The organism is Acetobacterium carbinolicum (genome assembly GCF_047456275.1).
GTDB lineage: Bacteria > Bacillota > Clostridia > Eubacteriales > Eubacteriaceae > Acetobacterium > Acetobacterium carbinolicum.
Genome location: NZ_CP173357.1, coordinates 3876084 through 3889348 on the forward strand (window position 1 = coordinate 3876084; position 13265 = coordinate 3889348).

At 40.4% G+C, this 13265-nt stretch carries 14 protein-coding genes; 7 read left to right on the top strand and 7 right to left on the bottom strand.

Annotation, left to right across the window (positions count from 1 at the left end; genetic code table 11):
* Window positions 1–63: 63 nt before the first annotated feature.
* The 6 genes from ACIZ62_RS17890 to ACIZ62_RS17915 all read left to right on the top strand — a co-directional run bounded on the left by ACIZ62_RS17890 (window position 64) and on the right by ACIZ62_RS17915 (window position 6214).
* Window positions 64–939, top strand: coding sequence for an ABC transporter ATP-binding protein (locus ACIZ62_RS17890; RefSeq protein WP_111888653.1), 876 nt, complete (start codon window positions 64–66; stop codon window positions 937–939).
* Window positions 936–2012 (top strand): ABC transporter permease, encoded by a 1077-nt coding sequence (locus tag ACIZ62_RS17895; protein ID WP_111888652.1) that lies wholly within the window; start codon window positions 936–938, stop codon window positions 2010–2012. The genes ACIZ62_RS17890 and ACIZ62_RS17895 overlap by 4 nt, the downstream gene beginning before the upstream one ends.
* Window positions 2013–2154: 142 nt before the next feature.
* Window positions 2155–2850 carry a VanR-ABDEGLN family response regulator transcription factor gene (gene vanR / locus ACIZ62_RS17900; protein WP_111888651.1) on the top strand — a complete coding sequence of 232 codons (696 nt, stop codon included), beginning with the start codon at window positions 2155–2157 and terminating at the stop codon, window positions 2848–2850.
* 267 nt (window positions 2851–3117) lie between these two features.
* Entirely contained in the window at window positions 3118–3945 is an 828-nt protein-coding gene (locus ACIZ62_RS17905; protein WP_414150814.1) for a sensor histidine kinase, read from the top strand.
* Between the two features lie 136 nt (window positions 3946–4081).
* Window positions 4082–4969 carry an ABC transporter ATP-binding protein gene (locus ACIZ62_RS17910; protein WP_111888649.1) on the top strand — a complete coding sequence of 296 codons (888 nt, stop codon included), beginning with the start codon at window positions 4082–4084 and terminating at the stop codon, window positions 4967–4969.
* Complete coding sequence (locus ACIZ62_RS17915; RefSeq protein WP_414150815.1) at window positions 4970–6214, top strand: ABC transporter permease; 1245 nt, start codon at window positions 4970–4972, stop codon at window positions 6212–6214.
* 236 nt (window positions 6215–6450) lie between these two features.
* On the opposite strand, the gene ACIZ62_RS17920 is transcribed toward ACIZ62_RS17915, so the two are convergent.
* The 6 genes from ACIZ62_RS17920 to ACIZ62_RS17945 all read right to left on the bottom strand — a co-directional run bounded on the left by ACIZ62_RS17920 (window position 6451) and on the right by ACIZ62_RS17945 (window position 10981).
* Complete coding sequence (locus ACIZ62_RS17920; RefSeq protein WP_111888648.1) at window positions 6451–7338, bottom strand: fructose bisphosphate aldolase; 888 nt, start codon at window positions 7336–7338, stop codon at window positions 6451–6453.
* Window positions 7339–7458: 120 nt separating this feature from the next.
* Window positions 7459–8223: a class I SAM-dependent methyltransferase gene (locus ACIZ62_RS17925; protein ID WP_414150816.1), complete on the bottom strand. Its 765-nt coding sequence runs from the start codon at window positions 8221–8223 to the stop codon at window positions 7459–7461.
* 162 nt (window positions 8224–8385) lie between these two features.
* On the bottom strand, window positions 8386–9018 hold the full coding sequence (locus ACIZ62_RS17930) for a manganese efflux pump MntP family protein (RefSeq protein ID WP_111888646.1): 633 nt from the start codon (window positions 9016–9018) through the stop codon (window positions 8386–8388).
* A 310-nt stretch (window positions 9019–9328) separates the two neighbouring features.
* A complete protein-coding gene (locus ACIZ62_RS17935; RefSeq protein WP_414150817.1) occupies window positions 9329–9760 on the bottom strand; it encodes an EFR1 family ferrodoxin in 432 nt (143 codons plus the stop codon).
* 41 nt (window positions 9761–9801) lie between these two features.
* Window positions 9802–10095 (bottom strand): flavodoxin domain-containing protein, encoded by a 294-nt coding sequence (locus ACIZ62_RS17940; protein WP_414150818.1) that lies wholly within the window; start codon window positions 10093–10095, stop codon window positions 9802–9804.
* Between the two features lie 58 nt (window positions 10096–10153).
* Complete coding sequence (locus ACIZ62_RS17945) at window positions 10154–10981, bottom strand: pentapeptide repeat-containing protein (protein ID WP_111888644.1); 828 nt, start codon at window positions 10979–10981, stop codon at window positions 10154–10156.
* Window positions 10982–11621: 640 nt separating this feature from the next.
* On the opposite strand from ACIZ62_RS17945, the gene ACIZ62_RS17950 reads away from it, so the two are divergent.
* On the top strand, window positions 11622–12470 hold the full coding sequence (locus tag ACIZ62_RS17950) for an AraC family transcriptional regulator (protein ID WP_111888643.1): 849 nt from the start codon (window positions 11622–11624) through the stop codon (window positions 12468–12470).
* Between the two features lie 147 nt (window positions 12471–12617).
* Here the strand turns inward: ACIZ62_RS17950 and ACIZ62_RS17955 are convergent, their stop codons facing one another.
* Entirely contained in the window at window positions 12618–13265 is a 648-nt protein-coding gene (locus ACIZ62_RS17955) for an ABC-2 transporter permease (RefSeq protein ID WP_414150819.1), read from the bottom strand.

A 13265-nucleotide genomic window follows, 5' to 3' on the forward strand; every position in this document is an offset into this window, starting at 1 on the left:
TTATACTCTCTATGTAAACACATGGAGAGTATTTTTTACTCCCAATAACGAAAGGAGTTTTTTATGGAACTTAGAACAATCGAGCTGACCAAACAATTCGGCTCAAAAACAGCCATTAACCATTTGAACATTACTTTATTAAACGGCGTTTACGGCTTACTTGGTGCAAACGGCGCAGGAAAAACCACCTTTATGCGTCTACTGTGCAACATTCAAGTGCCAACCTCCGGTAAAATCACTTTGGATGGCAAAGGTATATCGGACTTAGGTGAAAAATATCGAAACGTGTTGGGGTATCTTCCACAACACTTCGGATATTATCCTGACTTTACCGCGTTTGATTTTTTGATGTATGTTGCCACATTAAAGGGCTTGAGCGAAAAACAAGCAAAGCGAAAATCAAACGCGTTATTGGCGGCAGTTGATTTAACAAAAGAGTGCCGCCACAGAATTAAGACCTTTTCTGGTGGCATGAAACGGCGTTTAGGGATCGCACAAGCTATGCTGGGCAATCCGCGTATTTTGATATTAGACGAACCAACAGCAGGTCTTGATCCAAAAGAGCGTGTCCGTTTCCGTAATCTGATTAGTGCATTTTCCAAAGATAGGATTGTAATTTTGTCTACGCATATTGTTTCTGATGTTGAGTTTATCGCTGAAGAAATTATAATGATGAGATCCGGCCAGATTCTTCACGTTGGGAAGCCGAATGAGATAACCACAGAAATTGATGGACAAGTGTGGGAATGTACAGTGCCGACTAATTGTACGGAGCCGTACACCGAAACGCTTAATGTTAGCAACCTGAGAAACACGGAAAATAATTGTACGGTGCTGCGCGTGATAGCAGATCATCAACCTCTGGCCAATGCGGTACCGGTACCGCCTACATTGGAAGATTTGTACCTTTACTATTTTAAAGGAGCAAATGAATCATGAAAAATTTAATCAAGTTTGAGCTGCGAAAAATACTGACAAATCGGCTTACGGTGATTTCTATTATCCTGGTACTATTGCTGTCTGTTATCCTTTCCTTTTCTACATTGCAGAATATGTATTCATTTGATGGTAAAAATAATGAAGGAAGCGGTCATGCTGCTGTCGAAATTGATAAAACCATTGCAGCGAACTACGCGGGCATTCTAACTGATGAAAAAGTACAGCAAATGATGGCTGACTTCAAGCTTACCCATGATTTGCATGGAATGAATGCGAAATATCTTTATCAAAATGCTATGCAGTCTGCAGCTTTTGCTCGGTTTTCAGATATGAGCGGAAATTGGAACGGATTGAGCGTTTTGGATGTTTTAGGCGATGAAGAAATAAAAATAGGCTATGTAAGCGGTTGGCTCAATACAAGTCAAAACATGGCGAAAATTATCCTTGTCCTTTCTTTCGTTATCATTTTAATGGTCGCACCCGTTTTTTCCGGCGAATACGGTGGCGTCGATAATATCATTTTGACAAGCAGATATGGAAAAACGAAATGCGCCACAGCAAAAATTATAGCAAGTCTGCTTGCTGCTTTGCTTATAACCGTTTTGATTGTCACTTTTAATGCCGGTTTTGCTCGTGTTGTTTATGGTGCAGAAGGATTAGATTGCAGTATCCTGTTTGCGCCTCAAGAATTTGTGGAGGGATATATTCCGTTTAACATTACCTGTAGTGCGGTGCTTAAATATCAAGTTTTGTTGGCATTTACCAGTGCAATCAGTGTTACAGGTATTACCCTAATGATATCATCTGTTTGTAAAAATCAAATGATTGCGTTAGTAGCGTCCGTAGCTATTTATGTATTGCCGATTATGTTGCCGATATCCGAAACGAGTTCGCTGTTTAGGCTTATTGTTCTGATGCCACTTTATCATACGCAGTACACTTCCATAATGTCTGTTGAACAAATGAACAACGGTATGCTTTATGCCATATGGGCGATACCCGTAGCAATTATCCTTATTGTGGTTAGCTATTTTGTATCTCATACCATTTTTGCTAAGCATCAAGTTTCATAACACTTCACACAAAATCTAGACGGGTTGGCATTTTTAAAATCTTATGAAAATCTTAGTAACTTCTGATGCTAAAATTCATAATTAGTGAAACTTGCTATGATACAATAAACTAATCCCTGACATACCAGAAAGGAGCATCTCTATGAATGATCACATTCTTGTCGTCGATGACGAACACGATATCGCTGATTTAATCGAAGTTTATTTGCAAAATGAGAACTATACTGTATTTAAGTACTATTCTGCAAAGGAAGCTTTGGCTTGCACCGAAACTACCAAACTTGATCTGGCTATTTTAGATATCATGATGCCGGAAATAAACGGGTTTTCACTGTGCCAGAAAATTCGGGAGCAGTTTACTTTCCCGATTATTATGTTGACTGCCAAGGACGAAGAAACCGACAAAATCACGGGTTTAACACTCGGCGCTGACGATTATATTACGAAACCATTTCGTCCCCTTGAATTGGTTGCCAGGGTAAAAGCCCAAATCCGCCGATATAAAAAATACAATTCGGCGAAAGCCCTTGAAGAAACACGTTTTGTTCTTAGCTACTCCGGGTTGGAATTGAATACCAAAACGCATGAATGCCTGTTGAATGAGAGAACCGTTGGTTTAACGCCTACAGAGTTTTCGATTCTCCGAATTTTAATGGAACGCAAAGGCACCGTGGTAAGTGCCGAGGAATTGTTCCATGAAATTTGGCAGGATGAATATTATAGCAAAAGCAATAATACCATTACGGTTCATATCCGTCATTTGCGTGAAAAGATAGGCGATACCATTGATCAATCAAAATATATTAAAACGATCTGGGGAGTGGGGTATAAAATCTGACTAAGAAAGGATCGTGAAAACGAAGGTGATCGTGATGAAGAATCATTCAATAGAAAAAACTTTATGTCTTAAGCTGTACATTACTCTGACACTTTATACTTTGACCGGCTATGCCTTAACCTTAGTCGCTGACTATGTTTTTAGTCAGCAGCTTTCAAATGCATTTTTTTTATGGTTCTACTTACGAATTGATGTTATCTATTTTTATATCTGGTTATCGGTTTTTTGGCCATTTTCCATCATTATTGGAAAAAGCCATGGGGGTATTTGCAGGAAACCATCGATGCTACTAAAACTGTTTATCAGCAAGATGATCGGACAATTGAATTGTCCGAACCACTTAAAGATATCGAAACACAAATGAATCAAATAAAAATGTCGATCTTGTTAAATCAGCAGACGATAAAAGAAGCTGAGAATAAAAAAAACGAATTGGTGATGTATCTGGCGCATGATATCAGAACACCGCTAACCTCAGTTATCGGCTATTTAAGTTTGCTTGATGAAGCGCCTGATATGCCACTTGAACAAAAGCAAAAATATCTGGGCATTGCACTGAAAAGAGCCGAGCGACTTAAAAAACTTATCAATGAGTTTTTTGAGATTACGCGATACAACACGCAACAAATCAAAATAAGTAAAGAGCATACTGACCTATACTATCTGCTGATACAGTTAATTGATGAATTCTATCCCGCCTTGTCTGCCAAGGGAAATTCAGCAATCCTCTGTGCAAATGAGAATCTAAGTGTTTATGCCGACCCTGAAAAATTAGCCCGAGTATTTAACAACCTTCTTAAAAATGCTGTCGCATACAGTTATCCCAATACGGAAATTCTTATCTCCGCAATGGAAGAGAAGGAAAACATCGTTGTTACATTTAAAAATAACGGTAAAACCATTCCCTCCGATAAGTTGTCAACTGTTTTTGAACTATTCAATCGTTTAGATGATGCTCGCAAATCTGACACTGGCGGCGCAGGCCTGGGACTGTCAATCGCAGCGGAAATCGTTCATTTACACGGTGGTGAGATCACTGGCCAAAGCGAAGATGATACAACGACCTTGACCGTGTCACTGCCGCTCTTATCTTAAGCAGATATCAATAAAAGATTAGGATTTTCTTAGGTATTTATCCGGTTCATCTTAACGTCTTAAACGTCCTTGTTCAGTACAATAGATACTGAACAAGGACGTTTGTCGTTGTAATTTTTAAAAAGGAGAAACCGGTATGGAACTGAACATTACAAACCTTAGTAAGCAGTTTAAGAATAAAACTGCAGTCGATGATGTCTCTTTAAACCTCACCCCAGGCGTATGGGGTCTGCTTGGTGCCAATGGCGCTGGAAAAACGACGCTTATGCGGATGATTGCGGGGATCATGGAACCAACCCATGGGAAGATTTTTTTTGAGGGAAAAAATATTTGTGATCTCGGCGAAAAATACAGAAGCCAATTTGGCTTTTTACCGCAAGACTTTGGCTTCTTTCAAGATTTTACGGTGAAAGACTATTTGGAGTATATCGCCGCACTTAAGGCTGTTCCGGTAAAAGAAACGAGTAAAAAGATTACCAGTCTGCTGGACACCCTCACCCTTTCTGATGTAAAAAACAAAAAAATTATTAAACTATCCGGCGGGATGAAGCGACGCGTAGGAATTGCACAGGCAATGCTCAATGACCCTAAAATTCTGATCATGGATGAGCCGACCGCCGGTCTTGATCCTGGTGAGCGGGTTCGCTTCCGAAATTTTATTTCGGAATTTTCGCATGATCGCATTGTCCTTATTTCAACGCATATCGTTTCCGATATTGAGTATATCGCCACTAAAAACGCCATTATGAAAGCTGGGAAAATTCTTAATATCGGCACAACCGATGAATTAGTAAAACAAGTCGCGAAAAAAGTTTGGACTTGTACGGTGCCCGCTGACAAAATGCCCATCTATGAAATGCAGTTACGCATTATCAATCAACGCAGTGAAGATGATAATCAGGTATCCATCCGCTATCTGGCCGATGAAGCGAAAATACGTGATTCTGTACTGGCTCCGCCCCGTTTGGAGGATTTATATCTATGGTTATTTCCACAACAGGAAACAAGTAAGGAGGTAAAATAATTGCTGCGTATTTATTGTCTTGAAGTAAAGCGCGTGCTTAAGTCACGCCGTGTCATCATTTTATTGCTTATTGCGTTAGCAATGTCTGTGCTAATGGCTTGGCTTCCAGTTATGTATGAATCGATCAATCAACCAGACGAGAACGGTAAATTGGTAACGTTAGATGGCCGAGAAGCGATTGCCTATAAAAAAACGCTTCGCTCTATTCATAACGGAGAAGTTACTCCCGAAAAACTCAAAAATGCTTTAAACCTCTACCAAAACGCTGTTTCCCCATATGGAGAGGAAAGCATTTATAGCGGAGAGTTTCCGGTCGTCCTTTATCTGGAAACGGTATTTCCGGTTGAAGCGCTTTTAGGAAGGCTACCGGAAGCATTTTCCGACCCCAAAACCGGTCAGGGAACAAATTTGATGGCTATTTCCCCGGATAAATTAGACGGATTTTATGAACAAACCGAACAACACCTAAAAGACATTATGCAAATGGAGCAAAAGAAGTATCCCACTGCACAGGAACAGGCTTTGCAAAAATACGCACAAGTAAAAACGCCCTTTCAGCTTTACGCCGGATATTCAAGGGACGCTTTTGATCACCTGGTGCTTTTTATTTTTATCCTTGTCATTCTTTGCACCGCCGCTGCCGCACCGACGTTTTCTAATGACTACCAAACCGGTTCGGACAGTATCTTGCGCTGCACAAAATATGGGCATTCACGATTAGCAATCGTAAAAATACTCGCCGCTCTAACCATTTTTTGTGCTGCATTTATCCTATGCATTTCTTTGCATTTACTGATTTCAGACCTTGCGTTTGGGCTGGAGTGTATGGAAACGTCGATGCAAATGTTGTATTCTGTTATCAGTCTGCCGGCGCTTAATTTAGGACAGCTTCAAGCCGTTTTAGCAATCGGAGGATTGCTTTCTTTGCTGGCAACCATTAGTTTTACATTGTTTATATCTGCCAAACTTAAAGATTCGCTTTCTGTCATCTTAATTGCCATTGGGCTATGTTTGTTACCGATATTCACGTATTCCGCTGGCGCTAATTGGCTTAGTTTTATTTTACCATCTGCGGGAATCGGTATGCAAAACAGCTTGCTTTATCAACTCACGAGCTTTAATTACCTGCATATTGGTTCAATAAGCCTTTGGACCCCTTATGTCATAATCGCGGCCGCGGTAATTGAAATTCCTGTTTTCCTTTTCCTTTCCATCCGCACCTATTGCAAGCATCAGGTGGTTTAATAACGGATCTTCACAACATCTAATCATTGTATCGCATGGTATATATTTTCGTTGTCTAAACCACTTGTGGGCTTATCTAAAATCAGCACCTCTTTATTCTACGACACAGCACCGCAAAACAAACCATTTCTGGCTGCTAGATAAGGAAATGAACAGATTAGCTATCCACAGACAAAAGACGGCAACAAATCTATCATTTAAAGATTTGTTGCCGTCTTTTTTATTTATCTGTATTTTTATTTAATCGAGGCTTCATAAATCGATTGAATCGATTGATCTAATACCGCGTTAAATTCTTCGTCACTTTGGTTTACCTTGAGCCCTTCGGTTAGTGCCCTGGAAAAACTTGCAATCAATTTTGGATTTCTAGCTAATTTTTCATTGGCTGCTTCTCTGGAATAGCCACCGGAAAGAGCAACAACGCGGATAACATTTGGATTTTGAATAACCGCTTCATAAAAATTATCAACATCGGGAATCGTGAGTTTAAACATAAACTGACTAGACGTGTCCAACGTTTTCAGGTGTTCAAGGATTTCTTGTTTGAGTAAAACTTCGGCTTCAGCTTTATTGGGTGTATGAATATCAACCTCTGGCTCTAAAATCGGAATCAACCCTGCCGCCGCAATGGCTTTACCCAATTCAAATTGTTGATCGACAATGGCTTTGACCCCTGCCGGATTGGCTTCTTTAATGACAGAACGCATTTTCGTTCCGAATATATGTCGATCTTTCGCGCGAATGAGTAAGGCATCAAGATCAGTAATGGGTTTCATTAATTGAACACCATTCTCTAAATCCAACAGCCCCTTATCAACCTTCAAAATTGGTAAGATTCCCTTAACATCCCAAAGATAATCGGCGCTATATTTTCCATCTACTTTTTGATCCATCGTTTTTTCAAACAAGATTGCCGCCAGAATTCTTTCTTTGGTAAACGCCGGACTCTTCATAATCCTCGTTCGCATTTCATGAACCATTTGAAACATCTCAGTTTCATCCGCATAAGCTTCTTTTGGAATGCCATAAATTGCCAGTGCTTTTGGTGTGCTGCCTCCGCTTTGATCCAGTGCTGCAATAAAACCACTATCATTTTTCATTCGTTCCAACTGTGCCAAATTCATAAATACACCTCCACTTATTATATGATCTCATAATATTATACACCTATTCAACACTTTTCGCATCACTATAAACCATATTTTAACAAAGTATTTTTACTGGGGTATTTTTGATCCCGATAATTATGATGATTTTTTCACTAACATCGTAACCCCAACTATTTCATTTTCCAGCTCATCACACTCAGACTGCTGGCTTTTAATATAATTATCAAATAAGAATGCTTTAGCCGGATGGCTTTCTTTTAGTTCATTTGCTCGCTTTACGATGAACGACTGTTGCTCATCGTTCGTGCTTACTATTGCCTCTTCTTTGGCAATTCTTTCATCAATAATCTTTAGCTGTGCATTTTTAAAGAACAACTGCCATTGTTCTCTGGTCGAGTATCGACCATCGGAATCATTATTTCCATACGCATCATCAATGAAAATATAGCCGCTATTTTTCACTGTCTGTTTTAGCTTTTGTATTGTTTGCTCGGGGTTCCCCAGTACATCTCCGACTGCCCCCAGAATAACGATATCATACTCTTTTTGAGTCTTTACAGCTTCATTTATATCTCCGCGCTTAAATTCACACAAGCTCTCAACCCCATATTCCTGAGCTTTTTTAATTGCATCATCAATAAACTCCGGAATGATATCAATCCCCGTTACTCTGCAGCCCAAGGCCTTCGCTAACTGAACACTCACGGCGCCTTTACCGCAAGCTAAATCGAGCACTCGCATTTTTTCTGATACCGGGACATGCTTCAAGGTCATATCAATGATATCATTTGGCGATGCACCCAGTTCCCATAAGTCCTGTAATAGATATGGCAGGTATGGAATCAACTCGATGGACTCTGCCGTTAGTGATTTTGCCAGCTTTTCTTCGACGTTTAACATTGATCTTATTCCTTTCTCTTTGACCAACTCACCCGAAGGATTATCCTTCTGATATACGCTACAATCTTTTTCTTATCCTATCATAAAATACTTTTTAGCAGAAACAAAATCCTCTGTTTTTTTGATACCCGCAACCTGAAAATCGTTAAAAAGAGCTTGCCTTCAGATGACTAGTATTCCTAAATGTTCTACTAATATTTTTACACCAATTACTAACAGGATTACTCCTCCCAGTAGCTCTGCTTTTCCCTTAAATCGCGATCCGAAGATACTGCCAATTTTTACTCCCATCACCGAGAGAAACAGTGTAATACTTCCAATAGATAAAATTGTGGGAAGAATATGAACCTGAAGAAAGGCAAACGACACCCCGATCGCCAGAGCATCGATACTTGTTGCCAAGGCCAGGGGAATCATGGCTTTGGGGCTGAGAGTGGCTTTTTCATCTTCGGGACATCCACATCCGACCACTGGACATGCCGCTGCGGTATCCGGCTTCTCTACACCCCCTAAATATCCTTCCTTTCGTAAACCATCGATTATCATTTTTCCACCAATGATGCCCAGCAAAACAAAGGCAATCCAATGATCGAAAGCAATGATCTTTTCATTAAACTGCACGGCAAAGATATAACCAATCAAGGGCATTAAGGCCTGAAAAAATCCGAAATACAATCCCACAACCAGGGTCTTTTTCAAATCTGCTTTTTTCAGATTCAAGCCGATGCAGATTGCCACAGCAAAAGCGTCCATGGAAAGACCGATCGCAACCAAAATTAACTCAAGAATACTCATTTAAACATACTCCTTAAGTAAAATTTATGAATAAAAAAACAGGTACAGCTATTCTAAGCTTATACCTGGGTTTTTACAAAAAAATAAGACCATGTATAGCTGTAACAGTTATACATGAGTCTCGTTTATTAAGGCAAGCCAGGCCGTTGTGACCAGTATGTTGACTTACCGCGGATTTAACGCTAACTACTCCCTCATGAGCAAAAATTCATATTGTAATCATTATAGTATGAAGTACGCTTACTGTCAAATAATTATGTCCGTCTCTACTAAATCCAAAAAATTTCTTTCGTTTTTTTAATGCTTTTTCTCACTTTAACAAACCGACAATCCCCTGATACTGCTTTTTAACTTGTGTGTGCACCAAAACCGTGATCGCTTTTTGAGGACATTGATTGACACATCGATAGCAAAGGGTACATTGATCCAGTTGTACAATTCTTCGATCTGTTATTTTGAGGTTTTTCATCGGACAGATCCTGACACACTTGCCACAAAGATTACATTCTGCCGAAATTCTAACATCCCGTTGGGCCTTCTTTTCAAGTGCACCAAAATGCGCCCGTTGGGTCCACAAACCTAAATGTTGAGAAACGAAATTAAACCCACGCTTTTTGACAACCTCATTTTTAATGTTCTGACATGATCGACTAAGTTTCTTCTCTGCCTTTTTTAAATACCTTTGCATTTTATTTGGATTGGCAAGGGGAAATAAAAAAAAGTTACAAATATTATTCGGCATATTAAAATGTTCAGCATAGCGAACGTTTACCGATACCCCTTCTAGTAATTCTGTAAAACCCGGGCCCCATCTCCTGAGAACAGCAGTTGCGTACTGAAAATGATCAGCTGTTTGCCCTCAAACGCGGACCGATTTTTTCTGACAAACTCCCGCATAATTCGGGGGACGCAGGAACCGTAAATGGGATAGCAAACGGCAATGGTCTTAACCTGCCCCATTTTTTCTTTGAAATCCACTTCTTCTTCAATGGAATAACAAGCCGCGGCCATTTTGGCTGAAAAGCGTTCTGCTATAAATTTTGAATTTCCCGTTCCTGAAAAATAGAGTGTTAACATACGTCCTCCTGTTTCTAAGTATTTACTGTTTAATCGCTGATGCCGACTTTGTTATTAGCTACTCTCCTTGCCAGCTGAAAGGTCGTGATAAATTAGCTGGAAGCTTCGTTTTAGCATTTCCCTGAGCCGCATTAATCTGCATTTGTGTTAGAAAAACACAACCGCTTAAATCCGTGTCTTTGATATTCGCATCCCGCATATCAGCACCCAGAAAATTAGTTTTCTTCAAGCTGCAACCCTTCAGATTGGCCGCAATCATCAACGCCATACTAAAATCTCTGCCATCAAGATTGGCACCTTTAAAGTTTTTACCAAAATAGTCTTTGCCGTTAGTCCCATCAGAAGAATCAGCCGCTACTTGATCACTCACCTTTTTTAACGCCTGATCCACACGCATTTTATAACTGGCAATATCGATGACCAGGATTTCCGTCGTTGCGGTCATTTGAATATTCTCTACAAGCAGCGCATCGATCTCATCTTTTGCGCGATCATCACTGACTAACGACAGTGCTTCCAATAAATACCAGGCGATCTGATGGAGCTGAAAGACCTTCATAAAGACCTGAAAGATTTCATCGGCCTTGTCCGGATTGGTTTTCCAATTTTCATTGACGTAACTGCTTTGGGTCACTTTTTGCCCGGCACCAAAGCAATCATATGCCAGACACCCTTTCATCTTTTTCGCTGCCAAAAGGGGATGGATATCACAACAAAAATCTGTCGTCAAGTGTTTACAAGGTACCCCCGCCTGCTTGTTCTCGGGAAATCCATCACTTTTCATGCAATACAAGGCGACGCAACATAGACCGCTACATTTTTTACAATCGATCTGAAGGGCCACTTCCAAATCTGCATATTTATTGGTTACTTCTTTTTTTATCATCTATCTCCATTAAACCTTTCTCGCACCAGATCTTTTCGCATTATTTAATTCTTGAAGGTTTCATTGCCGTAATTTTTCGCCTCGTTTTGGTTTTCGCTCACAACTTACTTTACCTGGTTGGATCACGCTACTCGCAGCAGATAGGCCGTAATTTAAACATTAATACACTTTTCTAGTTATCGCTTGAAAAATTACAGTTGTTCTTCGGTATCAAAAAAAATGTTTTCCCTGCTCGATTACGGTTAAGTCGCCATTAAAATGCTGTGCGAAGTTCGAAACCCCATCCTTCTGAAGCAACTAATTTATTATAGCACTATTCGCAGCGCTTAAACAAATCGAATTCAGCCCTTTTTAAACCGCTCGCCACTCGCCCTCTATCTGTCAACGTGTCAACGATGCTAATTTTGCTCCTGATCCACAGCTTTTGTCCTTGTTATTCATGATCCAACCTTATATAATGTTGTTTGCAACATGAAATTCAAACAACAATTAATCCCTAATGCTGGATAATCGACAAATGGGATATCCCGGAAATAACTCGTTTGAACTTTGATAAATATAACCGTACTCGCTAATTAAGGCATTAAAAGAGAGGACAAACACTCTCGAAAAACTATAATAATAATAAGGAGCTGAACAAATGGAATGGATTGAAAGACTAAATAACGCGATAAATTATATTGAGGAGAATATTACTGCGGACATTGACTATGAGCAAGTCGCCGCCATTGCCTGTTGCTCAACCTATCATTTTCAACGGATGTTTGCCTACATGGCAGATGTGCCTCTATCTGAATATATTCGCCGCCGGAGAATGACACTAGCTGCCGTCGATCTTCAAGGCAGTGAAGAAAAAATCATTGATGTGGCCTTGAAATATGGCTACACTTCTCCCACCGCATTTAACCGAGCATTTAAAACGATTCACGGCGTTGCCCCTTCACGTGTTAAAGAGGGGGGCGTTGAGCTCTGCGCCTATCCACCAGTCAGCTTCAAAATTACAATTAAAGGAGTCACGGAAATGAATTACAGAATTGAACAAAAACCAGCTTTTCGAATTATCGGGACCTGGCAGCCCCTACACAAGGAAATTGAAAAAAACTTTGAAATTGTGCCGCAAATGTGGCAAAAAGCGACCACCGATGGAACGATTCCGAAGTTGGCGGCGCTGATGGATCAACAGCCAATGGGTTTACTGGGGGTCAGTGTCTGCAATGACACCGAGGACTGGAAGTATTTTATTGCGGTTGCCAGTACCAAGGATACCGATGACAGCTTAGCGGAATATACGGTTCCTGCTGCTACCTGGGCGATCTTCGCTGGCAGTGGAACAAACCTGTCCATTCAAGACTTAGAACAGCGAATCGTCACCGAGTGGCTCCCCACCTCAGGGTATGAATACGGCAATGCCCCGGACATCGAAGTTTATATCAATGCCGATCCCCAAAATGCCCAATATGAAGTTTGGATCCCGGTTATTAAAAAATAACGAAGTATGATCCAACCTGCCGCTAAACCATTTGGCCACCCTTCTGGAGCATCGGCACTGTCCAACCAGAGTGGTGGCTTTCGGTTACGCCATGGGTCGGCCATGTTTTTATGAATTTAGACCTTCATAAAGGAATCAATTTGTCACCTACAAATCCAACGCTTCAAAGGAAATAACTGATTTTTTGTAAGCCGCAAATGTCAGCAGACAGTATGAGAGGATGCCGACGACTAATACCATCAACTTATATTGAATAAACTCCGGATCATTCGTATCCAGATAATTTTTCATAAATGGCACCACATGGGTACTTGTTTCGGCAATGATCATAAAGATCGCCATCACCAGACTGCCCCAGCCAAAGGCGGCCCCAACCTTGTTGGTATCCTTATAATACTTGATAAAAAAGACGAAATTAAAGAGTCCCATTATTACAAAAGATAACCCGAAAAATGCCGTGTTGGCATTAATCCCGACAAGATTTCCCGGCATATCATATAAGCTTCTCACATAAGCAAAAGGGATGGCCGTTAAAACCTGGGCCATCTGAATAATGGCAACAAATAAGAAGCGTGATTTGACAATATCTTTTTTGCGAACCGGGAGTGTCATGGTATAGAATATATCATTATTCTCCCGTCCGCTTAAACACATAAAGAAGATCCCCAGGCTGGTGTAGAAAAACGTCACATAATAGGGATAATTCGGGATCAGCATCATTGCTGACAGGGATAAAAAAATAAGTGCGGTCGGGTGCATCGCCAGCTTAAATTCTTTGTTGAGCAGATTATTCAT